Genomic DNA, 26,451 nt, shown 5'->3' with positions numbered 1-26,451 from the left:
AGTAAGGAACGCGACGGTGTCGCGTGAGCCCGTTATCCTAGCCGAGCCTGATGGCGATATCGCACATGTCCACCGACATCAACGCACGTCTTGCCGGGTTGCCCGGTTTTCCTGTCCTGACCGGACAACGTCTGTGCCTGCGCGGCCCACGCGTGCAGGACATCGACGACGTGTTCGCACTGTTCTCGCATGCGGACGTGATGCGCTTCTGGAGCAGCGCGCCCATGCGCGTGCGTATGCAGGCCGAGGGCAAGATCGAGGAGATGCTCGACGGATTCGCGCGTCGCGAGTCGCTCAACTGGCTGATCGCCGCGCGTCGCGACGACCGCGCGATCGGCAGCTGCACCCTGTACCGATTCGATGCCCGGCATCGCCGCGCGGAAGTCGGCTACGCACTGCACCCGGACTGGTGGCGCCGCGGGCTGGCGACCGAGGCGGTCGCGCTGGCGCTGGACTGGGGCTTCCACCGCCTCGGGCTGCACCGCATCGAGGCGGACATCGACCCGCGCAACGAAGCCTCGCGACGCCTGCTCGCCGGGCTCGGCTTCCGCCGCGAGGGCCTGCTGCGCCAGCGCTTCCTGATCGACGGCAGCGCCAGCGATTCGGAAATCTTCGGCCTGCTCGCGTCCGATTGGCGGAATGAGCGCCGCTGAAGCCGCGCCCGGCTTTCCGGCAGGCCACAGGGTCGCACGGCGGCAAGGCTTCCCCGGCACCGCCACAATCCAGCACGCGCGGACACGCCAGCATGGTGGCGCCGTGTCCGCCGGGCTTCAGGGTGAGCCCGCGAAATCGGCCTCGGTCCGGTGCCGTTCGAGGTAACGTCTGTGCTGGCGGTACAGAGCCAGACGTGCAGCGTACCCGTCGTCGCGCTCGGCGTCGCTGGCGATCTCCGCGGGCATGAGGGAAGACATTGCCCCGGTCTGCAGTTCCACCGCGCGACCGTAATCACCTGCTGCGGCATGGCAGGCGGCGACAGTGTCGAGCCAAGCCGAACGGCCGCCATCCTCCAGCAAGGGCAGCGCCGCCTCGAGGCCGGAAGCCGCGTCGAACAGTTCAGGCTCCGGCGCCGTACACAGCGCCCATGCCAGATTGTTCCGCGCCATGGCCGCACCCGCCTCCGCGCCCTTACGCCAGAGTTCGATTCCGCGTCGGCGGGCGTCCAGCGTGTTGCCGTGCCGGTAGAAATACCAGCCGCCGTAATCCACATACGCGGCCACGTGGCCGTCCGCAATCGCGCGCTCCATCCAGAGCGCCCCTTCGACTTCGTCGGGCGCTCCCAGCTCGCCGGCCATGTAGGCATGGCCAAGCCGAACCGCCGAAGCGCCGTCGCCCTTTTCGGCATCGGCGCGCAGCCAGCCCATGGCGCGCACCGGATCCTTGGCCATGGCACGGCCCGCCAACGCCATATCGGCGAGCCGGCGCCGTGCCTCGGCGTTATCCGCATTGGTGTCCAGCGCCTGGTAGGTGTCGATCGCCTGCTGCGGCGTTCCGTGCACGCCCGGATAGGCCTGTTCGTACATCAGAGACAGGGCCAGCATCGCCCCCAGATCGCCTGCCTGCGCCGCACCGAGCAGCCAGCCTTCCGCCTGCGGCCATTCCTGCGCGCGCATGCTCTGGTATGCCCGCCTGCGCGCGCCGAACGCACTGCCCCCTTGTGCCCCGAGTTCGACCAGGTCCATCGCGTGGCGCCGCTGCGCGTCGGTGGTCGCCGCGGCGTACAGGGTGTTGCCCATGGCGGCCTGGGCATTCGCATCGCCGGAATCCGCGGCGGACTTCATCCAGGCATTGGCAACCGGCGCCTCGTCGCGCCGGTGGTGATAGCTGGCCAGCAGTGAATAGCCCTTGCCGATGCCATTGTTGACAGGATCGGCCAGCGCACGCAGTTCCGCGGGCTCGAGTTGCAGCGCCCCTTCCCGCGACAGTTTCCAAACGGCGTTCATTGCGGGAACTACGGCATTCCCCCGCTCCTGGGCAGCCTGCATCCGCTGCAGCAGGAATGCCGGCGGCGGCTCCACGCCGCCGAGCGTGGGCCACAGGCCCGCCAGCATCACCGTGCCGCCGTTGCGGTGCCAGCGCGCGTCCACCGCATCCAGCAGCGTCGCAGCCGACCCCGGATCCCGTTCGACCCCCACCCCCAACGCATACGCCAGCGCCAGCAGTGCGGTGTGTGCAGCGCGCTCTTCCTCGGCCTGTGGCAGCAGGGCATCCACCAAGCCGTCCGCACATCCGTCACCCGGTTGCCGCGCGCAGGTCAGCAACCAGGCGCCCGCGGACTGCAGTCCCCCTGCCTCCGCCGCGGACCGCAACATCTCCACCGCAGCCGCGGTCCCGCCAGCCAGCTGGAAGGACCGGATCGCCAGGATGTCGCGCGCCGCCACTTCGCCGCGCGCCGCCTGCGCTTCCAGGAAGATGTCGGCAAGCTGGCGGCGCTGCACGGGATAGCCCGAAAACGGATCTCCACGCACGATAGCGTTGGCCGTGTCGACGTAATCGAACCACAGGTGTCGCTCGACCCCGAGTTCTTCGTCCCATGCCGCGACGACCAGCGGGTAATGGCGCTGCGGGCCGGCATGCTGAAAGTACTCGTACCGGAACTCCAGGCCGCTGGAGGCAAGCAACGCATAGATGTCGGCGGGTCCCATCACCCGCACCGGCTCCGGCCAGAATCCATCGCGACGCTCGGCGAGCGCGAGCCGCGCCAGCGCGCCAGTGGCCAGCATCGCTTCCTCCGCCGCCATGTCGTCATCGAGTGCTTCGGCGCAAAGCATTCGGGCCCTGTGCAGCGCAATGCTGACCGGCGCCTGCAGTACAGCAGCCTCCAATGCCTCGCTTCGCTCCTTGCAGGCCGCAGCATCGACCTGCGTCAGGTCGTAGCCAACCTCGCCGAGCACCTCGTACGCATCGTAGGCCTTGCCGTATGCGGGGTCGGACAGAAAACTATCCCACGCGGCCTGCGGTGCTTCGATCACGTCGCGCACATGCAAACGGGGCTGCTCCGCCAGTACGGGCAAGGCGCACAACAGCGCAAACAGCGCCAGCGGCACACGGAGGGCAATTGGGCTCATTGGGCTGATCCTTCGTCCATGGCGTTGCGCAGCAACTGCTGCAGGCGGTGCTGACGTTCATCGGCGGCGACGCTTGTCGGCATCCGGAAGCGCAGAGTGGCCGACAACTCGTCCTGGAGCTTCCGGATCTGGCCTAGATGACCGGTCGCGTCGTGCGACGCAACCTCGGGTTGCTTGACGTCGAGCCGGTAGACGACACGGGCGCTGCGCCCATCCACCGTCACGTCGCGGGCGTAGTCGAATGCGGACGCTGCCACCTGGCGGTCCTCCTTTCCGAAGACGGCGGTCCAACGTTCCGGCACGACCACCTCGATTTCGTGCCGGTAGCCGCCGGGCACCGCATAGGCCAGCGGCGATGTGCGCGACATCGAAGCCGGTAGCCGCGTGACGTCCTGCAGCGCATCGGCATAGACATCGAGGGCCTTGACCGCGCCTGGCTCGTCGTCGAACGGCGCCTTGAGCAGGTAGCTTTCGGCCACCTTGAGCGTGTTGGCCTCCCGGTCGTCGTCGAGCCGGGGGACGGCCGTCGCGTCCAACTCGCCGAGCCGGCGACGGTAATAGTCCGCGTAGCGTCGCGACAGGTCGCCACTGCGCTCGCTGGCGAGCGACCGCCGGCGCTGGTCGGCGAGGTCGCCGCGGTAGTGCGTCTCGACCTCGAGCCGGACATCGCGCGCGTCGACCTGCGGGAAGTAGCGCTCGACAACGGTGATGCCATTGCGCCCGGCGCCCCCGGGCGGCGGGGAGATCGGTTCGGGACGCGTAGTGCCACCCGCGACCGCCAAGGCAACGCCATAAACGCTGAGGTCGTAGTCGCCCGCGCGACCACCCTGCAGAGTCAAGGTGGGGTCCAGCCACAGCGTATCGCCATCCACCTCGACGCGCGCGATCACGTGGTCGAATACCGCCGCCGACGGCGCGAAGTCCGAGATCGCCTTGCCGCGGCCGCTGCTCACCAATGCCGGTACTGCACGAAGGTCCAGACGGGTCAGCAGGCTGGCCAGCAGATACACCTTGTCCTTGCAGTCGCCGTATCGCCGTCGCCAGGTGTCCGCCGGCGCTGTCGGCCGGTGGGTGTTCTCGCCCATTTCGACGCCGAAATAGCGCACATCGTCCTGCACCAGCCGCAGCGCGGCGGTGACGCGCGCACGCTGGTCCGGGAGTCGGCGCCATTCGGCGAGCTTCTGCTCGAGATCCTCGGGCAGGCGCTCGATTGACGGGTACAGCGGCAAGGCCCAGGCCACCACATCGGCCCAGCTGCGCGTCTCGCTCACCTGCGCGCTCGGATACGGCTGGTACCAAGCGGGATACTGCCCATCGTCCACCACCAGCGGCAGCGCGCGCGCGTCGAGCACCGTCTCGACCGCGTCGCCACGACGGCGCACCACGGCCTCCGGCGCGCTGTGCTCGCGATAGACACGCGGCTCCGCGCCCGGATCCATCAGCACCCGCAACCGGGCGCGCAACATCGGATGCTGCCAGCCGAAACGCAGCCAATCCGATCCCTGGCCGGCCAGCACCGGATTGCTGCCGGCGATGGTGTACGCGATCCGGACCACGTCGCGCGGACGGACGTCGTCCAGCACGATCAGTGCGGTCACGGCGCCGTCGGCCAGGTCCTGCTCGAAACCGTCCTCGCGCCGGACCAGCGAAACGCGTTCGGGCGAAAACCGGTCGTGCCAGCTGCCATCACGGCGCAATTCGACGTTGTGGATCGTCAGCCGCTGGTATTCGGGGTTGAAGCTGACCTGGAAGCGGCCCGCGTCGCTGACGAGCGACGCACCGCGGGCCTCGTAGGCATAGTCGACGAACAGTTCATCGTTCGCCTTGCGACGATCGGACTGCACGTCGTACAACCAGTAGCGCCAGCGCTCGTCGTCCGCACCCGGTGCATCGCCAGGCCACTGCGCCGGCAGCGTCGCGCGTTCGACAAACGCCGGCACCGGCCCCGTCTCGAAACGGTATTCGCCCCGTTCGTGTTCGGCTACGGCACCCTGCGCCGTCCCCGCAAGCAGGAACAACGTCCACGCCCAGACTCGCATCCCCATTGTCGTTCCACCCCTTTCCCCGACGGGAAAGGTACACCAGCAGACCGCGTCCGGTGGTGCAGGTTCATCCCCCCCTCGCGTCCAGCGCAGCCACTGCCGGCAACGTCTTGCCCTCGAGGAACTCGAGGAAGGCGCCACCGCCGGTGGAGATGTACGACACCTCGTCGGCGATGCCGTACTTGTCGACCGCGGCCAGGGTGTCGCCGCCGCCGGCGATCGAGAACGCGGCGCTTGCAGCAATCGCGCGCGCCAGGGTTTCGGTGCCCTTGCCGAAGGCGTTGAACTCGAACACGCCCACCGGCCCGTTCCACACCACCGTGCCGGCGCTGGCGATCATTTCGGCGTAGCGCGCGGCGGTGTCCGGGCCGATGTCGAGGATCAGGTCATCGGCGCCCACATCGGCCACCGCCTTGACCGTGGCCTCGGCGTCGGGATGGAACTGCTGTGCGACCACGACATCGGTCGGGACCGGGATGTCGGCGCCGCGCGCCTTCGCCTTGGCGAGGATGTCGCGGGCGGTGTCGAGCAGGTCGGGTTCGTGCAGGGACTTGCCCACCGGCAGCCCCTGCGCGGCGATGAAGGTGTTGGCGATGCCGCCGCCGACGATCAACTGGTCGACCTTGCCCACCAGGTTGGAGAGCAGTTCGAGCTTGGTCGAGACCTTGCTGCCGGCCACGATCGCCAGCAGCGGCCGCGCCGGCTTGTCCAGCGCACTGGCCAGCGCATCGAGTTCGGCCATCAGCAGTGGGCCGCCCGCGGCCTGCGCGGCGAAGCGGATCACGCCATGGGTCGAGGCCTGCGCGCGGTGCGCGGTGCCAAAGGCGTCCATCACGAACACGTCGCACAGCGCGGCGTACTTGCGCGACAGCGTCTCGTCGTCCTTGCCCTCACCGGGGTTCATCCGGCAGTTCTCCAGCAGCACGATCTGGCCGGGTTCGACTTCGACCCCGTCCACCCAGTCGCGCAGCAGCGGCACTGGCCTGCCGAGCAGTTCGCCCAGGCGCCTGGCCACCGGCGCCAGCGAATTCTCCTCGCTCCACTCGCCTTCCTTCGGACGCCCCAGGTGCGAGGTCACCATCACCGCCGCGCCCTTCTCCAGCGCCAGCTGCAGGGTCGGGATCGAGGCCGTGATGCGCTGTTCGGAGGTGATCTGGCCGTTGTCGATCGGGACGTTGAGGTCCTGCCGGATCAGCACGCGCTTGCCGGCAAGATCGAGGTCGGTCATTCGCAGGATGGTCATCGAATACTCGCTTGGTTCATTGGGGTTCGGTGTGCCATCCATGGCGCGGCTCGCGTGGCTCCAGACGGTCCAGCCCGGCCATCCATGGCCGGGCGCTCGCGGCGACGGACTGCCGATAGGGCAGTCCGTCTAATGCCGCTCGCCCTGCCGGATCAGCACGCGCTTGCCGGCAAGATCGAGGTCGGTCATTCGCAGGATGGTCATGGAGTCGTGGCCTGTTTTGCTGTGATCGGGGTGCGGTGGCGCGGCGCGAAGGCGCTGGGAGCGCGGCCAGGCAGTACATGTGCTGCTGCGCGGCGCTGGCGCGCGCGGCGATGCCGCTTCGACGCGCATTGTCGACGGCGCCAGCGCGGCAGGCAAACGTTGCAGCTGCCACGAACCGCGCGATCAACCGGAAGGCTTGCGCAACAGGCTCGCGGCGAAACCGGCGACCAGCAGCGCGCCGCCGATCAGCAGCGCCCACAGCAGCCAGGTACGCCAGTCGCGCGCCGACGCGGGCACCAGCGCGCGTTCGCCGGCAAGCGGCTGCATGTCCGCCAGCGCCGCGGCGCCGGGCCGCCAGTCCGGCCCCTGCACGCCACGGATCGCCTCCAGCGACTGCGCCACCGGCGCATCCTCGCGCTGCGCTCGTGCACTGCCCGCGACCAGGCGATACGGCGGCGCACCCTGCGCGATGAACACCAGCGCCTCGGGCCGCCAGCCCAGCCGCAGCAGCGGCGCCAGGCCGATGCCTTCGGCGCCGACCAACTTCCATTGCCGGTCCCGCGTGATGCCGGTCAGCGGCTGCGGCGCGGAGCGGTTGGCGCCGCCGCCATTGCCGATCGCGTACGCGACCCAGGGACCGGCGCGCAGCACCCATGACGCGTCGGCGTGTTCGCGGCTGTAGAGGCGCCACTGCCCGGTGCCATTGCCGTCGTACTGCAGGTCGGCGGCCTCGACCGGATAGCGCGCGTCGAGGTCGAAGACCCGTGCCTGCACGCCGCGCTCTTGCACCGGCGTGCCGGCGAGCTCGCGCCACTGCAGCGGCGCGCGCCGGTCGGGTGCGGCCAGTTCGGCGTGCACCGCCTGCAGCCGAGGGGTGCCGTGCCCCTGCGCAGGCAGCAGGCGCAGGTAGCGCGCGCGGGCCGCCACGGGAACGCGGCGCTGCACCAGCCGTTCGCCGCCGCGCGACAGGTCGATCAACTGCGCCTGCGACTGCACCGGCCGCCACTCCCGCAGGTCGTCGCTGGCTTCGATGCGGTAGGCGCGGTCGATGCCCTCTTCGCCTGCGGCCCATTCCAGGTGCAGGGCCTCGATGCTGGCGTCAACTCCGCTCGCATCCACCAGCCAGGCCGCGGGGCCATCGCCCGCCTCGGCGCCGCTGGCGCCTGCCTGCACGCTCAGCACGCTGCCGTCGGCGCCGCGCTCGACCGCCATCGACCAGCCGCCCTGCACATCGGCCGCACGCGGCAGCACGAACCAGCGCACCGGCACGCGCGGCGCCTGGGTGCGAGCGCCATCGCCCGTGCGCATCAGCTGCGCGGGCACTGATGCGCCGTCGGCATTGAGCACATCGAGGTCGCGCAGTGCCGGGGAGCGCGCCTGCCGATAGACCGCATCGTCCAGCACGACCGCATGGGCGCCCGCGCCCTCGTCGGCCAGCATGAGTGGCCACTGCATGGCGTAGTCATCCGCCGGCGCGGCGGACGCGCCGCCGGCCAGCAGCGCCAGCCCGAGGATTGCCCCGAGCCGGCTCATGCCGCCTGCTCCTGCGCCACGGCCACATCACGCGGCGGTGCCGGAGCGAAGTAGCCCACCAGCGTGCACAGCAGGCCGTAGGCGATGAACGAGCCGATGCCGAGCAGATCGCCCAGGTGCTGGCGATCCACCAGGACGAGCTTGGCCAGCACCACGCCCATCAGCACCGCACCGGCCAGCCACAGCATGCGCTGGCCGCGGCGCGAGCCGGCGATCCAGCCGATCACGCCAAGCAGGCTCCAGACCAGGGTGAGGCTGGTCTGCGCCAGCTTGCTCTCCACCAGGCCCGCGTCCCAGGGCACGCCGCCCCAGTGGTGCACGGCACGCAGCGTGACGCTGGTGAGCAGGGTGAAGCCGGCGACCGAGAGCAGCACGACACGCATCGACGCCAGCGCGCGAGGCGCCTGGTCCGACCACAGCCAGCGCGCGAGCAGCACCAGCAGCAGCGTCTGCATCTGTTCGAGCGGATTGAGCAGCGGCAGCCACGGCAACGGATCAGCGCTGCCGGCGGCCAGCAGGCCCAACAGCCACCACAGCCCGAGCAGCGCGAACGCCACCAGCTGCATCGGCAGGCGCAGGGCATCGAACCGCGCGCCCCGGGGCGCGCGCAGCAACCGCCAGCGCCACATCGACACGGCCAGCAGGACAACCCACGGCAACGCGATTGCCACAAGCATCCAGCCTTGCGCCAAGCCCATGTGGTTGGACATCCAGCCGGCGAACAGCGCCAGCACCGACGGCCACGCCAGCCACCATGCGAACTGCGCCCAGTTGCCGATCCAGTCTTCATCGCCGCGCAGGCACAGCAGGCTGCGCACGCCGAACGCTGCGTAGGCAAGCCAGGCCCACAGACCCATGCCCTCGAACGGATGCCCGTGCACCGCGCTCTGCGCCAGCGCGAACGGAATCGCCGAGGCGAGTGCGAGCAAGGTCGTCGCCGCCAGCGCGCGGGCCGGCCGCCAGCGATGTACTTCCGCCGCCAGCCAGCCGGTCAGCGCGGTCGCGGCCAACATCGCGGCCAGTTGCGCATCACGCGCGACAAAGGCCTCGATCTCGTGGAACAGGTTGCCGCCCCACCACGCCAGGCCCCACGCGTAATACATCAGCGCGACAGGCGGTTCGTCGTGGTCGCGGTATGACCAGGCGCTGGCGAAGCCCGCCAGCGCGATCAGCAGTGCGCCCATGAACGCCGGATTGGCCAGCGTCTGCACGTCGGGCGATGCCAGCGCGGACATGCCCAGCGCATACGCCAGCGCCGCCGCCAGCTGCAGGCCCACGCCCGCCAGCTGCGGCAGCAGGCGCTGCTGCTTCAGCCCCAGCCAGGTCAGCGCCGCGCCTTCGAGCGCGAACACGCAGGCGGTGGCGTGCGCCGACAGCGCGAGCGGCACCGACAGCGTTGCGAAGCCGATTGCCAGCAGCGCATGCGCCTGCGCCAGCACCGCGTAGCCCTCGCGACGGCGCAGCGCCCATGCCAGCGCCGCGTACACGACCGCCAGCGCCAGTGCACAGAACGCCAGCGGCAACCGGTCGCCATCGAGCAGCGCGGCCTGGAGCGAGAACGCGATGAGCGGCGTGCCGAACAGCAGGCACCCGTCGATCAGGTCGCGCCGTCCCGGCGGCCGGCGACGCGCGTACAGGATCGGCAGCAGCAGGTAGAACACGAAGAACAACAGCAGGAACGGCTGCGTGCTGGCCTGCTGCGCCGGCGAATACGCCAGCACGCCCCAAGCGATGCCGATGCCCCAGGTGAACACGAAACCCAGCAGATTGAGCACCCGCCACGACTTCGCCCAGGCGATGGCGAAGATCGCGGCATTGAGCACCGCGTAATAGGAGAACAGCGCAACATGGCTGCCACTGCCGGTGGACAGCCAGATCGGCGCAAGGAAACCGGCGAGGATGCCGAGCACGGCCAGCGTGCGCGAATCCTGCAGCACCGCCAGCACGCCCAGCCCGGCCACCAGCACCACGCTCAGCCCGAACGCCGCGCCTGCAGGCATCAGGCCGTAGAGCTTGAACGCGGCGAACACCACCAGCAGCAGCACGCCGATCGCGCCGCCCTGCAGCGCCAGCGCGAACGCCGGCTTGGCCGTGCGCTGGCGCCAGCCGAACACCAGGCCCGCCATCGCCGCGGCAGCCACGCCGGCCAGGCGCAATTCGACCGGCAGCTGCAGCCAGCCCTGCTCGTTGGCGTACTTGAGCAGCGCGGCCACGCCGGCCAGCAGCACCAGCATGCCGACCTTGACCGGGACGTTGCCGACGGTGAACCAGCGTTTGACCGCGCGCAGCGCGACCTCGGCAAAGTCCGGACGCGCGGGCGGCGGCGGCGCGGCCGGACGAGGCGGCGGCGCAGGCGTTTGCTGCGTTGGGTCGGGGAGCGGTGGCGGAACCGCAGCGGCCTGCGCGCCGGACAGGTCCGCTGCAGCGCTCGCGAGCGGCGACAGGCCCGGCGCGACGCCGGCATTTGAGGGGTCACGCGCGCCTTCCATCTCGCGCGTGTCGGGCGCAGCGTCCGGCCGCTGCACCGATCCTGGCGCAGCCGTGTTCCAGGTATCGCGGCCGTGTCCGCCGGTTGCGTCAGCTGCCGGACCGCGCGCATCCGACGGCGCCTGCCCGGCCTGCGAAGGTTCGACCTGCGACACCGCCGGCGCGCGCTCGCGGACAGCCTGCGGCGCTGCGACATCCACGCGCGCCGCACCGTACTTCAGTTCCCCAACTTCGAATTCCAGCTCGCCCACACGCCGCTTCAGGCCGTTGATCGACACCAGCGCAATCACCAGCAGCACCGGTACCGCAAGCACGACCAACACCAGCAGACTCAGGAGACCTTCCATTCCGCCATCCCGTCGAGCGCCGCAAGGGGCGCAGTGGCGGCCACCTTAGCGGGCCGCATCGCCATAAAAGGAAGCCCCGCTGACGCGGGGCTTCGGGTATCGCCTGCGGCTACCGCCGGCTTACTTGCCGGCGACCACGCGCACCATTTCAAGGCACTTGTTGGAATAGCCCCACTCGTTGTCGTACCAGGCCACCAGCTTGACGAAGGTGGGGTCGAGCGCGATGCCGGCGTCGGCGTCGAATACCGAGGTGCAGGTTTCGCCGACGAAATCGGTGGCCACCACCTTGTCCTCGGTGTAGCCGAGGATGCCCTTGAGCGCGCCTTCGCTCTGCGCCTTCATCTCGGCCTTGATCTCTTCGTAGCTGGCCGGGTTTTCCAGCTCGACGGTCAGGTCGACCACCGACACGTCGGACGTCGGCACGCGGAAGCTCATGCCGGTCAGCTTCTTGTTGAGCGACGGAATCACCACGCCCACCGCCTTGGCCGCGCCGGTGCTGGAAGGAATGATGTTCTCGAGGATGCCGCGGCCGCCGCGCCAGTCCTTGTTGGACGGACCGTCGACGGTCTTCTGGGTGGCGGTGGCAGCGTGCACGGTGGTCATCAGGCCGCGCTTGATGCCCCACTTGTCGTGCAGCACCTTGGCCAGCGGCGCCAGGCAGTTGGTCGTGCACGAGGCGTTGGAAACAATCGCCTCGCCGTTGTAGGTCTCGTGGTTGACGCCGAAGACAAACATCGGCGTGTCGTCCTTGGACGGCGCCGACAGGATCACCTTCTTCGCGCCGGCATCGACGTGCTTCTGCGCGCTGGCCTTGTCCAGGAACAGGCCGGTGGACTCGATGACGACATCGGCACCGACCTCGTCCCACTTCAGGTTGGCCGGGTCGCGCTCCTGGGTCAGGCGGATGCGGTTGCCGTTGACCACCAGGGTGTTGCCATCCACCGACACCTCGCCCTTGAAGCGGCCGTGCACCGAATCGTAGCGCAGCATGTAGGCCAGGTAATCCGGCTCGAGCAGATCGTTGATCGCGACGATCTGGATGTCGTCGAAGTTCTCGACCGCCGAACGCAGCACGTTGCGGCCGATGCGGCCGAACCCGTTGATGCCTACCTTGATCGCCATGGTGCGCGGACTCCTGGACAGGGTTGGAAATGAGGCCCCGATTCTAACAGGCCCACCGGAGCGTTCCGTTGCGCCGGCCGCCGCCAGCTGGTTGCGCTTGCAATGATCCGGATCAAGGTGGCGCGGGCGGGCCGTGGACACACTGGCACCACCCCACACGGAGCACCACATGAAGCGCACGTCCACCCTGCTGCTCGCGGCCCTGGTCGCGGCCGCCGCCCTCCCCGCCGCCGCCCAGTCCAAGGGCGACTGGACCCTCGGCATCGGCGTCCACAACGTCGACCCCAAGTCCGACAACGGCAGCCTCGATGCCACCGCGCTCGGCCTCGGCCCGCTGCCGCCCACCGAGGTCGGCAACAGCGTGCGGCCGACCATCACCGCCGAGTACTTCATCGCCGACAACCTCGGCATCGAGGTGCTGGCCGCCCTGCCGTTCCAGCACGACATCGAAGTGCGCGGCGTCGGCAAGGTGGGCAGCACCAAGCACCTGCCGCCGGTGGTCTCGCTGCAGTACCACTTCGCCAACGCCAGCAAGGCCACCCCGTTCGTGGGCGTGGGCGTGAACTACACCACCTTCTTCAGCGAAGAGACCACCGGCGCCCTGGCCGGCACCGAGCTCAAGCTGGGCAATTCCTGGGGCCTGGCCGGGCACGTGGGCGTGGACTTCGCCATCAGCGAGCGCAGCGCGATCCGCATCGATGCGCGCTGGGCCGACATCGACAGCGACGTCAAGGTGAACGGCATCAAGGTCGGCACCGCCAACATCGACCCGCTGGTCTATGGCGCGGCCTGGGTGATGAAGTTCTGAGCCCGCGGGCGCGGCGCATGCCGCTGCCCGAATGCACGCCCGGCCGGCCACCCGCCGCCCGGGCGTCTTTTTCTTTGCGGTCGCAGCCGTGGCCACGACCTTTGGCCCGGGACCGACGTCCAGCCCGAGAGGTAGAGTGCACCGCATGCGTTTGCCGTCCGCCTCCCTGCTGTTGTTCTGCCTGCTGGCCTGCACCAGCGTCGCCCACGCCTGGAACGGCGCCGGGCACCGCCTGGTCGCCAACCTCGCCGAGCCCCACCTGAGCCCACAGACCCGCGCCGAAGTGCAACGCCTGCTTGCCCTGGAAGGCGCGTCCAGCATGGCCGACGTGGCCAGCTGGGCCGACGAGCTGCGCGGCACCAGCGGCGACCTCGCCCGGCGCTCGTCCAACTGGCACTTCGTCAACATGGCCGAGGACGGCTGCGCCTACGATGCCGCGCGCCACTGCCCGGACGGCAACTGCGTGGTGGCCGCCATCCGCGACCAGGCCGCGATCCTGGCCGACCGCGAGCGCCCCGACACCGAACGCCTGCAGGCGCTGAAGTTCGTGATCCACTTCGTGGGCGACGCCCACCAGCCGATGCACGCCGGCTACGGCCACGACCGCGGCGGCAACCGGCTGCAGGTGCGCGTGCACGGCAAGGGCAGCAACCTGCACGCGCTGTGGGACGGCGACCTGCTCGCGTCTGCCGGCCTGGATGAGGCCGAGTACGCCGCGAAACTGCAGATCACCCCTGACCAGCTGACGCCCGAGGTCGGCCCCTACACGCCATCGGCCCCGGCCGTCTGGGCCGAGCAGTCATGCCGGATCGCGACCACGCCCGGCGTGTATCCGGACAGGGCGAAGATCGGCAAGTCCTACCTGGAGCGGCATCGGCCAACGGCCGAGCAGCAGGTGCAGCTGGGAGGCGCCAGGCTGGCGCGCCTGCTCGACGACGTGTTGCGTTGACGGTCGCACGGGGATTGCAGCCGCCCGGACTGTCGTGCGGCCGCTCCCGTCTTCAGTTCCTGTAGAAGCCCTTCGAGCAATTGCTGTAGATGACCTCGCAGGCGCGTCCTTTGTTGGCGTGGCCACAGGTCTCGAGGGCCAGGCTGCTGGCCTCTTCCACGGATGGGGCCACAACGTGGTAGGTCGGCATGACGGGTTCGGTCCCACTCAGTTTTACGATGACGGCACAGCTGTCGCGATAGGTGAAGAACACCTCGCAGCCCTGGCCACCGCCGGATCTGCAGCCCCTCATGGCGCCGCGAGCCGCAGCCTTGGGGGACCGGGTGCTTGTCGAGGTGCCGATGATCGACTGCGAATCATTCCTGGCAAACGCACCCCATCCGGGGCGCCACGTCGGCTTCGGCTTGACGAACCCGATGCTCCACGGGATTCCCCCGCCACCCGGGCCGCAGCGCGCCGAACCTACCGCCACGCCCTGGGGGCACGCCGTCTGCGCCAGCACGGGGCCCCAAGCAGCAACAAGGACAACCGCAAGCAAGACTAGTCTGCGCATCTGGATATCCATGAACCGATATGTCGTTTGAGGCGCGCCCGCGTGCACGTCGCCGGGCATGCCATCGAGCCAGCGTCATTGGAACGCCGGCATGGACGGGACGTGTGCCCTACCTATCTGAAGGGGTTGGCGTTGATCGCCTCCCCCTTCTTGCCGCATGAGGGCGGGTTGGTCATGCCAAAACTCAACATGTTTCCGCCATTGATGATGCAGGTGAACTCTTTTCCATCTGCGGCCTTGAGGTTGGCGTAGGTGTTGGTTCCTTCCGTGCGACGACCAACCAGAGTCAATTCGGCAGGGTCATAGCCCAGGGCTCCTGCGGATTCTGATCTGATCCTCTCGTCGGTGAGGGAGTTGGTGCTCGACGCAAGGGTCGAGCATCCGGCAAGGCCGAATGTCAGCGTGGCGAGGACTCCGCACAGGGTGATTCCATTCATCGAAATATTCCTTTGTCTGGTCCGCTGGAAATATGACGCAGGACGGGCGGACCGCACCATCCGCGCCGGGAAGATCAGCTACTCGCACGCACAACTGCTCCAGTCGTCCCTCTGCACGAAGGAGGCCAGATGCAGTCGCGTCAACGCCCTCCCCCCGCCCCAGGGGACCCCGGCTGCCCCGGCGCACCGTACATCGGCTGGTTGAAAGCGCTGTACGGATTGAACTGGCCGAGCGTGCCCTGGAACAGCATGGCCGCCATGGGGGGCGCGCTGACAATCAGCGCGGTCAGGATGAGGCCCAGGCCGCCCTGCTGCATCGCCATCGCGGTGACGCTCTCGCTGCCGACCCCGAAGAACGACGTCACCCAGAACGCCATTCCCACCGCAATCACCATGTCCAAGGCCAGCGTCACCATCACGCTCAGCAGCGCCATGGAAAACAGGGTGCCGATGCCATAGAACAGCCATCGCTGGAACAGTGATCGCGTCTGCTCGAACAGCAGGCACAGGATGAACAGCGGGCCGAGGGCGACGATCAGGCCGATCGCGATCTTGTTCAGCAATAGCGCCGTGGCCGCCATCATGGCGGGGGCGCCCAGTCCGACGGCGGTGAGGGTCAAGGCCCGCTCCTTCTGCGACTGGGTGACGACATTGTCGCGGACGTCCACTGCGTCGATCGCCTCCAGTGCGACCTGCATGATCGCCAGGGTCCGGTCGATGTCGTCGTACGCGCCCCCGGCGTCTTCCTCTCCGGTCATGGTTTCGTTGATCGTGCGGCTCAGGCCATCGGTCAGCGTCTGGTAGATCGAGCCCCAGGACACCGCGACGCCCAGCGCGATCCCGACGATGAAGGTCGCCCTGAGCGAACTGACCACCAGGGCCATCATCGATTCACGCGACTGGCCGGTCACGACCCGGTAGCCCTGCAGCATGATCCACAGCGTCAGCAGGGTGACGCCGAGACCACCCAGCACCCGCATCACCCGCGCACCGAGATTGGGCAGGTACTCGCCAATCAGCTCGTCGTCGAGGAAATCGTTGATCTCGCTGAAGAAGATCATGTTCGGCAGTCCCGCCTGTGCAGGAAGCCAGTCGAACATCGCACTCGCCAATGCCGGGCCAACAACGTCCATTTGCTTTGCCTTCCTTTCCTGTTCCTCGCGCCCGGCCACACGCATGCAGCCGGCGAGCCGGATCGTCAGCGCTCGCGGCTACGTGCCACACCCAGCGCCGCCTTCAAGGTTCCGTACTGGATCGTGGTGTCGAGCAGGCCGGCGATGCCACCTTTGCGGGCCGCGTCGTCGCTGAATGCAGCCTGCCCCAGCCGGACCTGCTCGGTATGCAGTGCCTGCAGCGCCGCGTCGTACGCACCCAGCAGGGTGCTGGCGTTCTGCACGTCCGTGGTCAGCCGCGCCTCGAGCTGCGCGATGTTGTTGTCCACCCGGTCGAGCGCGCCGGGCTGGTCCTCGGGCACGTTCTCGGCCTGACGGCGGATCACGTCCATCTCGCGATCCCGCTCGGACAGGCGACTGAGGATCTTGACCATCACGTTGTACCGGGTGTTCTCGGTCTGCACGATCGCGATGCAGTTCTGGAGCTGCCGCTGCGAGATCTTGGCGATCCTGTGCGGAGCCTTCGGCAGCGCATCGGAGTTCCCGCAAGTCTCTTCGACGAAGTCGTTCAGGCCGCGCTCGGCGAGCGTCTCTCGATAGCCAGCGCCACCCTTGAAGGCCTGGCCCTTCACGTATTTCTGCTCGAGGTCGCGGATCTGGGCCTCGTATTGCTGGATCTGGCGGCGCAGCTGGTCGTACTTCTGCTGGTATTGCGCGATCCATGCGATTTTGTTGGTGATGGTGTGGATCGGATCGGTGACCACGTCCACACCGAGGGCGGCCGTCGACGTCACCAGGCCCACTGTCAGCGCCGCGAGCACCGCCGGGACACGCCCGCCACCCTTCATCCTTGCCCAGCTCATCTCAACTCCTCCTTGATAGTCGGCGGCCGCTGTGGGGCCCTGTCGCCGCCCATGACCCTGCCGGTTTGGTTGTCCCGCACCGTGCTCCCGCCGTTGCCGGAAGCGCCGCTGTCCCGAGCGCCCTTACGTTCCTGCTGGAACCTGGGCAGCCACTGTTCCGGCGTCAGCTCATCCGCGCTGACGCCCCTGTGCCCGGCCTCCTCAGCGAGCACCCGGTGCATGACCGCGATGTTGTCGGTGCTGGCCGAGATCACCGCCAGCGCATCCTCCAATCCGCGAAGGTTGAGCTGGCAGACCGTCGAGACATGACCCTGCTTGACCAGGAAGCTGCGCGAGCGCTCATCGAGGTTCTTGACCACCTGGTACTCGGCCTCGGTGAGCTTGAGTCCCTCGATGTAGTCCTCACGCCCGGCGCCGGGATTGGGCAGCAGGATCAGGGTGGCGGTCTGCTCGACCAGGGCTGCGGAAATGTCGCTGCCCAGTGCATCCTCGGGGCTTTGCGTGGCGAAGATCCCGAAGCCGTTCTGTTTGCGAATGGTCTTCTGCTTGTTCCTGGCGAACTCCTTCAGTTCGCCGCCGCCGGCCAGGATCTTCCAGAACTCGTCCATCACATAGACCAGCGGACGGCCGTCGATCAGCTCCTCGAGGCGGTGCAGCAGATAGCTGACCACCGGCACGCGGACCTCGGCGTTGTCGATGACGTCGGTGTAGTCGAAGCCAATGATGCTGGCGCCGCCAAGTTCGATGACATCGGCCGGATTATCGAACACCCAGCCCAGCGCATTGCCGGCCGTCCACTTGCGCATGCGAGCGAACAGCCCGTCGTCGCCCATGTTGGGCAGGCTCTTCTGGAAATTTGTCATCGAGCGCAGATGCAGCGGCATGTCGAGCATCGCCTCGACTGCCCGATAGATGTCCTCGTCCTCGCGCGCGGTGTAGTGCCCCTTGCCCGCAAGCACCTTGACGAGGTTGCCGAGGAACTGGACGTTGGCATCGGTGCGCTCGCACTGGAACGGATTGAAGCCCGTCGGCTCGCCGTTGGCCAGCGCCAGGTAGTTGCCGCCACAGGCGCGGACGAAGATCTCCGCGCCGCGATCCTTGTCGAAGAAGAAGATCGTGGGCACCGGATCGAACTTCTGCACCTGGCTGAGCAGGAAGTTGATCAACGCGGTCTTGCCGGTACCCGACTTGCCGATCACCATCGTGTTGGCGATCGCCTTCTCGCCCAGCGAGTTCTCGGCCGGATGGGTGGCGTGGAAGTTGAAGTAGTAGGGCTGCCCGTTGGTGGTCTGCAAGGCGGTGACGCAATCGCCCCAGGGATTGTTGCTGCGCTTGCCGATGGCGAAGTTGTGCAGCGGCGAGAGACCCAGAAAATTGAGCGAGCTCACGTTGGCGATTCGGGTCCGGTACTTCCAGTTCCCGGGAAACTGCGAGTAGAACGACGCGCACACCGCCAGATCCTCCTTGGCCGATACGAAGCCGGCGTTGGACAGCTCGGCGCGGGCCGTCGCCAGGTTGCGCGACAGCAACTGCTGGCCCTCCGCGTACAGGGCCATGATGAAGTGGTACTCGCCCAGCACGAAGTTGCCCGACGCCACCTGGTCCATCGCCTGGTCCAGCTCGGCGATCTGGCTGACCGCCTTGTCGCCCGAGGAGATCATCATCCCCTTGGTGCGGTCCAGGACCTTCAGCGCGTCCTGCCGCCCCATGGGGCTGAACGAGTGGGTGATCACGTACTCGAAATCCAGGTACTTCAGCCCGTTGAGCACGCCCGGCCAGGTCGCGTCGGCGTACTCCTTGACGTTGAGGATCGCACCAAACCGGTTCTCGCCCCCGGGGGTGGTGACCACGAAGTCGCCGCTACGCGCGGAGAAGGTATGGCGACTGACAGGCAGGTAGTCGCAGACCGGCGCGCGCAGCACCGGCACCGGCTCGCTGATCCTGTTGAGCAGGTAGCCGAAGAACTCCAGCGTTTCGGAGAACACCACGCCGTTGGCGCCCTCGTACATGCCCAGGCGCACAGGCGCATGGTCCTTGAGCACGGCCTCCAGGTTGCCGGCGAGTTCCAGCAGCTTTGCAACGGCCTGGTCCTGCTCGGCCTGCAGGCGTACGAGGCTCGTCGACCGTTCGACGAAACGTTTCCCGGCGACGACGGGCCGGTAGATCATGGTCAGGTACAGCTCGTTCTGCATGAGCTTCTGTGCAGACAGCGCCTGGTAATACTCGTCCGACAGCTGCTGGTTGAACGCCTGGGCATAGGTGCCCCCCATCCGGATCCGGCCCTTGCGACGCACGTCGTGCACCCAGAACGCCACGTTGACGAAGTCAGGCGCGCGCAGTGTCTGCAGCATCCGGTTGAAGGCGTTGTGGCGGTGCTCGAGGTCCCACTCCTCCCGGCCCACGAACGGCAGCCCGTCCAGCCGCCAGGTCAGCAGGAAATCGCCTCCGGTCGTCTTCACAACGCTGTGGGCGACATGCGATGAAAGCGGAATGAACTCCGAGATGGCGGTGTCTGCGACACGCATGGTGTTCATCCCTTCCCGACCGGGCTTCGCAGGTCCTTGCGATAGCTGTTCTGGGAAAAGGCCCACGCGCCGTCGTGGAGGCCGACGTTGCGCACCTTGCTCCGGAACTGCCATCGGAGGGCCAGCAGGTGGAAGATCATCTCGTCGCGTCTCGCCATCTGGCGCATGACGAAGATCACCACCGGCAGCAGGGCCAGGAAGAACATGTTGAAGTAGAAGGTCATCAGGATGCACGCGCCCGCGCCGATCGCGAATGGCACGTAGGGCACCCCCATGAACATGGCAGGGCGCGTGCAGCCTCGGAAGAGCGGATCCTTATGCATGCTGGAGCAGCAGCTGCCCGATCGCCATCGCCGTAGAGGTCACGTCGTCGGGCAGCAGCATCTTCGCGATCTGGCCGGCCGCGCCGATGAGGAAGCCGCCGATCAGGACCGGCGCGACGTCGCCGATGCGCTTGTGGTTGAAGGCGATCTGGTAGCCGGCGAAGATCACCGCGATGGTGACCACCGCGATCGACGCGACGTTGAGGAGCGAGTTGATGTTGATGAAGAAGGTCTCGACGCGCCCGCGTGCGCCGGTGCCGTCCTGGGCCAGTGCGAGCACCGGCAGGACAAGCATCGAGACTGCGACCAGGGCGCGGGTCCCGCGGCCGGCGGCCTTGCAGAGAAGACGGTTGTGTGAGGTGTGGTTCATGACGGACTCCAGTGGTGGATTGGGCACTGCGTTTGCTGGTACTGCCACGCGCCGCTGGGCGCGCTTACTGCTGGAACACGAAGGCTGCATCGGCTGACGGCGCTGCCTGCCGGGGTGGCGGCTCAGTCCTCGTCGCGGGCGTCTGCGGATGCGTCGCCGCCTGCATGGGCTGGACGAGGACCGGTGCGTCGTCCTGCCGCGGCACCGCAGGCATCGGCGTGGCATGCACGAGTTCGGGGTTGCTGGGGATGCCTGGATCCAGGGCACCGACCTGCTGGGGCCGCATCGTCTCCGGAACCCGCACGCCTGTCTGGTCTTGCATCCGGCGATGCATCAGCGAGCCTTGACCTGTCGACCTAGAGGACGTCCCTGCGGGAGCGTCCGCGCGACGTTCGAGCACTCGGATTGCAGGCGTGGCAGCTGCCCCTGCCTCCCCGTTCCACGAGGCAAGCACCTTGTGCACGTAGCCGTGGCGGAAGCCGGTGACGAAGTTGCCCGAGTAATAGCAGCTCAGCGCCCTGCCCCAGTCGTCCTTCGCGCGGCGGTAGCAGTCGGCCAGGATCCTCGCGCCGGCACGCAGGTTCGGACAGACGTCGAACGCGTGCTCGTAGGAGTCGAGCCCCTGGCTGGCGAGGTTGTGCCGGTTCACCTGCGCCAGCCCAAGCGAGAAGTTGTAGCCCTCGCGCTCAAGCATGCGTGCGGTGGACACCGCTTCGGGCAGGTTGCGCGGTTGCCGCGCAAGCCGGCCGCCGACCACGCCGATCGCGTACGGGTTGAACGAGGACTCGACGCGGACCACGTGGTGCATCACGTCCACCGGAACGGCCAGCTCCGCGCATCCCATCAGCTCCATGCCGGGCAACATGGCGTCAGCCCCGTCCCGCCACGCCCGGTGTCGCCAGCTTGGCCGTTGGGCTGCCTGCGAATTCCATGCTGATCTGCCTGCGACCGCTTCCCTGGGTCATGACCAATGCTCCTGCTAGGCCCGCATGCGGGCGGGATCGAAATCGATGCCGGTGATGAAACGCCTGCCGGCGTGCGCCTTGATGTGCACGACGATGTCGATGGTCATGCGCAGCAGCCGCTTGATGACCTCGAATTCCAGGCCCGCCCCCTCGGCCGAGGCCTTCACCATCAGCGCCAGTTGGTCCCAGGTCTGGGTGGTGCTGCCGGCGTGGCAGCTGGTGATGGAGCCGGGATGGCCCGAGGCGCAGTTGCGGATGAAATAGAACGATTCGTCGCCACGCAGCTCGGCCAGGATGATGCGGTCCGGCTTCATGCGCAGACAGGCTTCCATGCAGCTGCGGGCGCTGACGTTGGTGATCGACTGTCCGCCCTTGGAGTAAAGCAGGTGGACGACGTTGGGCTGGCGCAGGAAGAGCTCGCGCGCATCCTCGATGGTCACCAGGCGTTCGTCGTCCGGGATGTGGTTGACCAGCGATTTCATGAAGGTGGTCTTGCCGCTGCCGGTCGCGCCGGCGACCACGATGTTCTTGCGGTACTGCACGGCCCTGCGGAAAAACTCCGCGTACTGCCGCTCGCGTTGCAGCGCGAGCAACTCGCGGTCGAGCTCACCGATGTCCTCGGCCTGCTCCAGTATTTCCGCGAAGAAGCCGTCGGACTCGTACTCGTCCAGGCTCTTGCCGAACTTGGCCGGCAGGCGGATGGTGATCGACACCCTGCCGGCATCGCAGGCGGGCGGAATGACGAACTGGGCGCGCTGCCCGGTCGGGAAGGTCAGCGACACCATCGGGTCGGCGTCGGTGATCCGCTGGCCGGTGTTGCTTTCGTTGACCACCGCGGTGCAGAACTGGCGCGCGCGCTCGAAGGTCAGCATGGGCACGTCGTTGCGCCGCCAGCCCTCCCGGGTTTCCAGGTACAGCTCGCCCGGCCGATTGATGCAGATCTCGGTAACGTCGCTGGAATCCATGTGCTGCCCGATCCCCAGCAGGCGGTACTGGTAGTCCAGGAAGTCGTTCGACGCGGCAGCGGGTAGGGCGACTGCACTCATGGCACGGCCTGGCGCAGCACGGACGAGAAGTCGACGTCGCGCGCGACATACACGTTTACGATCGAGCCCTGGTTGATGGTGACGGTCGGCGGGCGAGCCATGTTCCGCTCCAGCGCCATGTTGGCCAGGCGCTCCATGGTGCGCGCGGTGCTGCTCTCGTAGGGGCTCTGCACCACCACGCCGTTTGCGATCGAGGTCTCTTGCGGGCCGTGCTTGGCGCCGGCGTACTTGAAAGCGTCGCTGAGCATGCTGATCAGCAGGGCCGAACCGATCCGCTGGGCCCAGTGGGCGCTGTAGTTTCCCGGGACGCCCGCGGCGCCGAGCATGTCGACGCCGGGACTGCGCATGTTCACGTCCAGCCCGGTGGGGGTGGTGATCCGGTCCCAGACCACGGCCACGCGGTCGCCGACGATGTCCGGCTCGTAGCTCCCCAGGACCTTGGAGCCCCTGGGCAGCAGCAGGCGTCGGCCCGTCACCGAGTACACCGGCTCGGTCACGATGCACGAGGTGTAGCCCGGGAAGTCGGAGATCACCCGCGACTGCAGCACGCAGCGGATGTAGGTGCCACGCAGCAGCAAGGTGTCCGGGTTGTACAGCGGTTTTGCGCCCGCCTCACCCTGCGGGGATTGTTCGATCACGGACGGTGCAGCCGGGTTTCCGGCGGCCATCATCAGGCGCGCGTATTCATCGGGCGGCAGCATCCCCGGCACCCCACCCCCCGCGCCACCGGCACCGGCCACGCCCGCGACATCCATCATCCGTCGCTCCTGCAGCGACAGGCCAGGACGCTCCGCCCATCCGGGCGTAGGCATGGACATCGATGGAGGCGGTGACGACGCGGCGCCCTCATATACCGGCAGGGGCGGCAGTTCTGGCAGTGGGGGTGGCATCGGCCGCTCGGGGGGAAGCTCCGGCAGGTCGCGCGGCGCTGCCGGGATCACCACCTGTTCGCTGCGGGTCCGTGGGCCACGCTCGTCGGCCTGCGACATCGCGCCGCTGAATATCCAGAAGGCCACGCACAGCAGCAGTACCACGATGCCGCCCAGGAAGAGCAGCGCCTTGCGGTTGAGGCGCTGCATCTCCGACGCCTGCAGGTGTGGCGTGCCGGCATCAAGGTCCGGCCTGGCCGGTGCCTGCCGCTCCTGGTATGGATTGGGCGGCGTCCGCTCGCGGGCCGCCTCGTCGTGTTCGTCGTGGGGCGTATGCATCACGGTTCGGGACTCCTGCGCAGCCCGACGGCGCCGTCTCCATGGCGGATGACGAGGTAGGGGTAGGTCCCGTGGACGACGATGGTGTTGCCCTCCACCGTGGAGTTCACGACAAACTCCTCGCCACGTTCGCTGTCGCGGGCGAATACCGCCGGAAAGTTGCCGCTCGGAAAGCGGCTGCGGTCGCCCATCCTGATGTAGGTGAAACGCCGGTCGTCATAGACGGTGGCGGGGATCAGCCACCCAGGATTGCGCTTGCGGTGGGCGTACTCGTAGCCGAAGTGGTATTGGCGATCGGGATGCAGGCGCGTGCTGAGTTCGGTGAGCGGCTCGACGTCTTCTTCCGCAGCTTGCGGCCGGAACGCGGTGTCGCCGGGGTAGCTGAAGCGGATCCTGTACTGCACGCCGGCCGCCTTGGCCTGTTCCAGGCGGCGCCAGTCGGTCGCGACCACCTTCAGTTCAAAGATGTAGGCATGGGCCGCGGTGCGCACCATCAGGTTGGTGTCGACGTCGACGTTCTTCGGCTTGAGGTAGAACACGTTGTCGCGGCGGCTCAGGTCCCAGCCGCCGCTGAAGCCGGTGCTGTAGTCGAGGATCTCCTCGTGCGGGCTGAGTTCGATCTGGGTGGTGATGCCCAGACCCGTGCGCACCGGATACACCTGGTCGGGCCGGTACTCGTACTCCTCGACCACCTGCGCATGCGAGGCCGCTGCGGGAAGCAGCATCACAAGGACGATGTTCGACAGCATCCGGTGCAGGCGCATCATTGCGGACAGGCTCCTCATTCGGCGGTCATCCCGTCCTGGACTGCGGGCGTTGGCGCGGACGGTGCATCGGTGGCCGGCAGTGGCAAGGTCGTGGCGACGTCCGTCGCAGGCGGGGAAGGCGGAAGTGCGGGCGCCGCGGAGGCCGCTGACTCCGACACAGGAACCGGAAACTCCGGCTCCGGCGTCGGCCCCGGCGCGTAATCGTTGTCGACCCGGTAGTTAGTAACGCGGAAGCCGAGCGGGTTGAGCAGGCGATCCTCTTCACCGAGGCGCAGGTCCTGGTCGTATTTGAACTCGAGCGTGGCGATCTTGCTGTCTAGCGGCTCGGCGCGGCCACGGCCCTTGTCGTAGATGCTGCGCTGGAAGCGCACGGTCGCGCCGGTGGGCCGCCGGCCGGCACCGCTGCCGATCAGCACGATGCTCAGGATGCGCACGCGGATCGCACGCGCCGTGCCGTAGATCCGGTTCGGCCGCTCAAGGTTGCTTTCCGAATGCAGCGCGATATAGGCCGGGGCGACGCCGCTGTCGGCCATGGCCAGGGTCGTGCGCCAGTTCTGCTGGCCCACCAGTCCCGAGTCGTAAGCTTCCCGCGAAAGCACGAACCGGGCGACGTTGCTCTTGTTGATCGCCTCCTCGGCAGTGACATCACGGTCGTGGAAATTGCCGACAAGGCGCGCGACGGTGGCGGTTCCCGTGTACGGATCTGCCATCACCAGGTAAGGGACGCGTTCTTTCAACGGCAGGAACACGAAGTAGCCGCCCGCCAGGATCAGCGACATCGCAACCGCACATGACGCGACAATCCAGGCACGACGCTCGCTGCGGCGCATGCGATCTGCCAGGGTCAGCTCGTAGCTGACGCCCTGGTCGATGGCCCTTTCGATCCCGGGCGCGGCGGCATTCCGTTTGCCGAACATGGGCAGGGGTTCCTATCCGTCCCGGCCCGCTGCAGCCGGTGAGTCATCAGGCAATCCCTGGCTGACGACGATTTGCGTGCGGTCCACCAGCACGTGGACGCCGTGGGCGGCATACGCGGACGACAGCGCAGACGCGGCATGCTCCAGGCTGGTGGTGCGGATGCCACCGACTGGCCCGTGCAGGGTGTAATCGTTGGGATGCTGGTAGGACAGCGTCATCCGCGCATCCCGCGCCCAGCGCGACAGCATGGTCTTGAGCGTGCCGTCCGCAGGCGAGGCCTGGAATACATAGGCCTGCTGCAGGGGGATGGGCTGAGGCGTGTCCGCGAACCGGTTCACCGCGCGCCAACGTCCGCCGAAATCCGCAGCCTCCGGCGTGGCGCACGCGGACAGCATTACCGCCGCCATCAGCGCGACGCCGGCGGTGGTCGCGCGCAGCCAGCCGTTGCGGGGGACGGTCACGCGCTGGAGGGAAACGCAGCGACCGGCACCCGGTCTGGCGACGGGGAGCGAACACAAGCTCGCGTACAAACGATGCGCCGGCCCGATATGCGGCACGCGCTGCTGATCGATGACGGACGAACACCGGATACGGGCTCCGGCCCCGGGCGCAAATTCCATTGCATGACGCTCCTTGATCCCCGCGGATACCTGATGGCGCGAATGGCCGGTATCCCACGCCGCTCACTGCAGCGCTTGCGCCGAAACATAATCCCGGTTCCGTAGCCGCGTCAAGCGGCTCGTGCCACGGGCAGGTTTCAGCAGAAACGGTGGCCGACACGCTGGCTGCCGCGTGGAGTCCCGAACGTTGATGGGATGTCTGCACGCGTCACGGCCGCGGAGGCGATCACGCAACTGCGCCATCGTGTGCCGCGAGATACGCGCTCGCGCGGCCCGCGCGCCTCTGGCAAGATGCAGCCGTGCCAGGAAGGCGCGCCGGGGGAAGCACCGATGGAACGGGCAAAGCTGGAGGAATTCGTCGCGAGCGCCGCCCTGCTGGCCGCGCACCTCACGCGACAGTGCGAAGAATCGATTTCCAGTCAGCGCAACGCGGCTGATGACCTGCGTCGTAGCACGGACGCGATTGGACAGCGCGTACTCGGCGCCAACGCCGAACTGCAGCAGCAGGCGAAGATCGCGATCCGCGAGGCGCTGGCCGAAGAGATACCTGCCGCCGCGCGCTCCCTGCGCGATACGGCCATGCAGCTCCAGCAGATGGCAGCACAGCTGCAGCGCGAGCAAGCCTTGACGTCGCTGCGGATGCGCGTGCTCGGCTGGAAGACGATGCTGTCGCTGGCGTTCGCCGCGACGGTGATGGTCGGCGGCAGCGCGTATGCGGCGTGGAAGAACATGCAGCGGGCGGGGCAGGCGCAGGTGCGGGCGGAAGTCATGGAAGCGCTGGCGCAGGTCACGATCACATCCTGCGATGGGCAGCCCTGCCTCAAGCTCGAGGACGGGATTCCCCGCTGGCCGAAGAACGACGAGTACGTGCTGGTGCATCGCACAGCCGCACTCTCCGGCCAGCGCGGCAGCGCGCCCTGAGGGGCTGCAGGCAACCACCACCG

24 protein-coding genes are annotated in these 26,451 nt (G+C 67.9%); 4 read left to right on the top strand and 20 right to left on the bottom strand.

Features of this window, described 5'->3' with window-relative positions; genetic code table 11:
• Positions 1–65 precede the first annotated feature (65 nt).
• Positions 66–653, top strand: coding sequence for a GNAT family N-acetyltransferase (locus ACW5EG_RS03090; RefSeq protein ID WP_457020815.1), 588 nt, complete (start codon positions 66–68; stop codon positions 651–653).
• Between the two features lie 117 nt (positions 654–770).
• Here the strand turns inward: ACW5EG_RS03090 and ACW5EG_RS03085 are convergent, their stop codons facing one another.
• The 7 genes from ACW5EG_RS03085 to gap all read right to left on the bottom strand — a co-directional run bounded on the left by ACW5EG_RS03085 (position 771) and on the right by gap (position 12,043).
• Positions 771–3,065, bottom strand: a complete 2,295-nt coding sequence (locus ACW5EG_RS03085; RefSeq protein WP_457020814.1) for a tetratricopeptide repeat protein — start codon at positions 3,063–3,065, stop codon at positions 771–773.
• On the bottom strand, positions 3,062–4,909 hold the full coding sequence (locus tag ACW5EG_RS03080; RefSeq protein WP_457021395.1) for a DUF3857 domain-containing transglutaminase family protein: 1,848 nt from the start codon (positions 4,907–4,909) through the stop codon (positions 3,062–3,064). The genes ACW5EG_RS03085 and ACW5EG_RS03080 overlap by 4 nt, the downstream gene beginning before the upstream one ends.
• Before the next feature lie 265 nt (positions 4,910–5,174).
• A complete protein-coding gene (locus tag ACW5EG_RS03075; protein ID WP_457020813.1) occupies positions 5,175–6,350 on the bottom strand; it encodes a phosphoglycerate kinase in 1,176 nt (391 codons plus the stop codon).
• A gap of 129 nt (positions 6,351–6,479) precedes the next feature.
• Complete coding sequence (locus ACW5EG_RS03070; protein WP_457020812.1) at positions 6,480–6,683, bottom strand: hypothetical protein; 204 nt, start codon at positions 6,681–6,683, stop codon at positions 6,480–6,482.
• A 54-nt stretch (positions 6,684–6,737) separates the two neighbouring features.
• Positions 6,738–8,087, bottom strand: a complete 1,350-nt coding sequence (locus tag ACW5EG_RS03065) for a DUF3999 domain-containing protein (protein ID WP_457020811.1) — start codon at positions 8,085–8,087, stop codon at positions 6,738–6,740.
• Positions 8,084–10,921, bottom strand: a complete 2,838-nt coding sequence (locus ACW5EG_RS03060) for a DUF2339 domain-containing protein (protein ID WP_457020810.1) — start codon at positions 10,919–10,921, stop codon at positions 8,084–8,086. Before ACW5EG_RS03060 ends, ACW5EG_RS03065 begins: the two co-directional genes overlap by 4 nt.
• A gap of 120 nt (positions 10,922–11,041) precedes the next feature.
• Positions 11,042–12,043, bottom strand: coding sequence for a type I glyceraldehyde-3-phosphate dehydrogenase (gene gap, locus ACW5EG_RS03055; RefSeq protein WP_457020809.1), 1,002 nt, complete (start codon positions 12,041–12,043; stop codon positions 11,042–11,044).
• 169 nt (positions 12,044–12,212) lie between these two features.
• Here gap and ACW5EG_RS03050 point away from each other — a divergent pair, with 169 nt between their 5' ends.
• Together ACW5EG_RS03050 and ACW5EG_RS03045 are read left to right on the top strand one after the other, a co-directional pair.
• On the top strand, positions 12,213–12,851 hold the full coding sequence (locus tag ACW5EG_RS03050; protein ID WP_457017298.1) for an OmpW/AlkL family protein: 639 nt from the start codon (positions 12,213–12,215) through the stop codon (positions 12,849–12,851).
• Between the two features lie 145 nt (positions 12,852–12,996).
• Complete coding sequence (locus tag ACW5EG_RS03045; protein ID WP_457020808.1) at positions 12,997–13,800, top strand: S1/P1 nuclease; 804 nt, start codon at positions 12,997–12,999, stop codon at positions 13,798–13,800.
• Positions 13,801–13,852: 52 nt separating this feature from the next.
• On the opposite strand, the gene ACW5EG_RS03040 is transcribed toward ACW5EG_RS03045, so the two are convergent.
• From ACW5EG_RS03040 to ACW5EG_RS02980, 13 genes are all read right to left on the bottom strand, one after another.
• On the bottom strand, positions 13,853–14,365 hold the full coding sequence (locus tag ACW5EG_RS03040) for a DUF4189 domain-containing protein (protein ID WP_457020807.1): 513 nt from the start codon (positions 14,363–14,365) through the stop codon (positions 13,853–13,855).
• 101 nt (positions 14,366–14,466) lie between these two features.
• A complete protein-coding gene (locus tag ACW5EG_RS03035) occupies positions 14,467–14,790 on the bottom strand; it encodes a hypothetical protein (RefSeq protein ID WP_457020806.1) in 324 nt (107 codons plus the stop codon).
• A 140-nt stretch (positions 14,791–14,930) separates the two neighbouring features.
• Positions 14,931–15,923, bottom strand: coding sequence for a type IV secretion system protein (locus ACW5EG_RS03030; protein ID WP_457020805.1), 993 nt, complete (start codon positions 15,921–15,923; stop codon positions 14,931–14,933).
• 65 nt (positions 15,924–15,988) lie between these two features.
• Entirely contained in the window at positions 15,989–16,765 is a 777-nt protein-coding gene (locus ACW5EG_RS03025; protein WP_457020804.1) for a hypothetical protein, read from the bottom strand.
• Positions 16,762–19,290 carry a VirB4 family type IV secretion/conjugal transfer ATPase gene (locus tag ACW5EG_RS03020; RefSeq protein WP_457021394.1) on the bottom strand — a complete coding sequence of 843 codons (2,529 nt, stop codon included), beginning with the start codon at positions 19,288–19,290 and terminating at the stop codon, positions 16,762–16,764. Before ACW5EG_RS03020 ends, ACW5EG_RS03025 begins: the two co-directional genes overlap by 4 nt.
• Positions 19,291–19,295: 5 nt before the next feature.
• On the bottom strand, positions 19,296–19,613 hold the full coding sequence (locus tag ACW5EG_RS03015) for a type IV secretion system protein VirB3 (RefSeq protein WP_457017291.1): 318 nt from the start codon (positions 19,611–19,613) through the stop codon (positions 19,296–19,298).
• Complete coding sequence (locus ACW5EG_RS03010) at positions 19,606–19,983, bottom strand: TrbC/VirB2 family protein (RefSeq protein WP_457020803.1); 378 nt, start codon at positions 19,981–19,983, stop codon at positions 19,606–19,608. Before ACW5EG_RS03010 ends, ACW5EG_RS03015 begins: the two co-directional genes overlap by 8 nt.
• A 64-nt stretch (positions 19,984–20,047) precedes the next feature.
• Positions 20,048–20,836 (bottom strand): transglycosylase SLT domain-containing protein, encoded by a 789-nt coding sequence (locus ACW5EG_RS03005; protein ID WP_457021393.1) that lies wholly within the window; start codon positions 20,834–20,836, stop codon positions 20,048–20,050.
• Positions 20,837–20,962: 126 nt separating this feature from the next.
• A complete protein-coding gene (gene virB11, locus ACW5EG_RS03000; RefSeq protein WP_457017289.1) occupies positions 20,963–21,994 on the bottom strand; it encodes a P-type DNA transfer ATPase VirB11 in 1,032 nt (343 codons plus the stop codon).
• Positions 21,991–23,202 (bottom strand): TrbI/VirB10 family protein, encoded by a 1,212-nt coding sequence (locus tag ACW5EG_RS02995; protein WP_457017288.1) that lies wholly within the window; start codon positions 23,200–23,202, stop codon positions 21,991–21,993. The genes virB11 and ACW5EG_RS02995 overlap by 4 nt, the downstream gene beginning before the upstream one ends.
• Positions 23,202–23,987 carry a TrbG/VirB9 family P-type conjugative transfer protein gene (locus ACW5EG_RS02990; protein ID WP_457017287.1) on the bottom strand — a complete coding sequence of 262 codons (786 nt, stop codon included), beginning with the start codon at positions 23,985–23,987 and terminating at the stop codon, positions 23,202–23,204. Before ACW5EG_RS02990 ends, ACW5EG_RS02995 begins: the two co-directional genes overlap by 1 nt.
• Complete coding sequence (locus ACW5EG_RS02985) at positions 23,984–24,886, bottom strand: virB8 family protein (RefSeq protein ID WP_457017286.1); 903 nt, start codon at positions 24,884–24,886, stop codon at positions 23,984–23,986. Before ACW5EG_RS02985 ends, ACW5EG_RS02990 begins: the two co-directional genes overlap by 4 nt.
• Before the next feature lie 12 nt (positions 24,887–24,898).
• A complete protein-coding gene (locus ACW5EG_RS02980; protein WP_457018382.1) occupies positions 24,899–25,294 on the bottom strand; it encodes a TcpQ domain-containing protein in 396 nt (131 codons plus the stop codon).
• A 408-nt stretch (positions 25,295–25,702) separates the two neighbouring features.
• Here ACW5EG_RS02980 and ACW5EG_RS02975 point away from each other — a divergent pair, with 408 nt between their 5' ends.
• Positions 25,703–26,428, top strand: a complete 726-nt coding sequence (locus tag ACW5EG_RS02975) for a hypothetical protein (RefSeq protein WP_457017285.1) — start codon at positions 25,703–25,705, stop codon at positions 26,426–26,428.
• The last annotated feature ends 23 nt before the right edge of the window (positions 26,429–26,451 follow it).

It is taken from the genome of Luteimonas sp. A611 (assembly GCF_054072715.1).
Note: the sequence above shows the minus strand (reverse complement) of the source record. Positions and strands in the feature narration are given on the sequence as shown.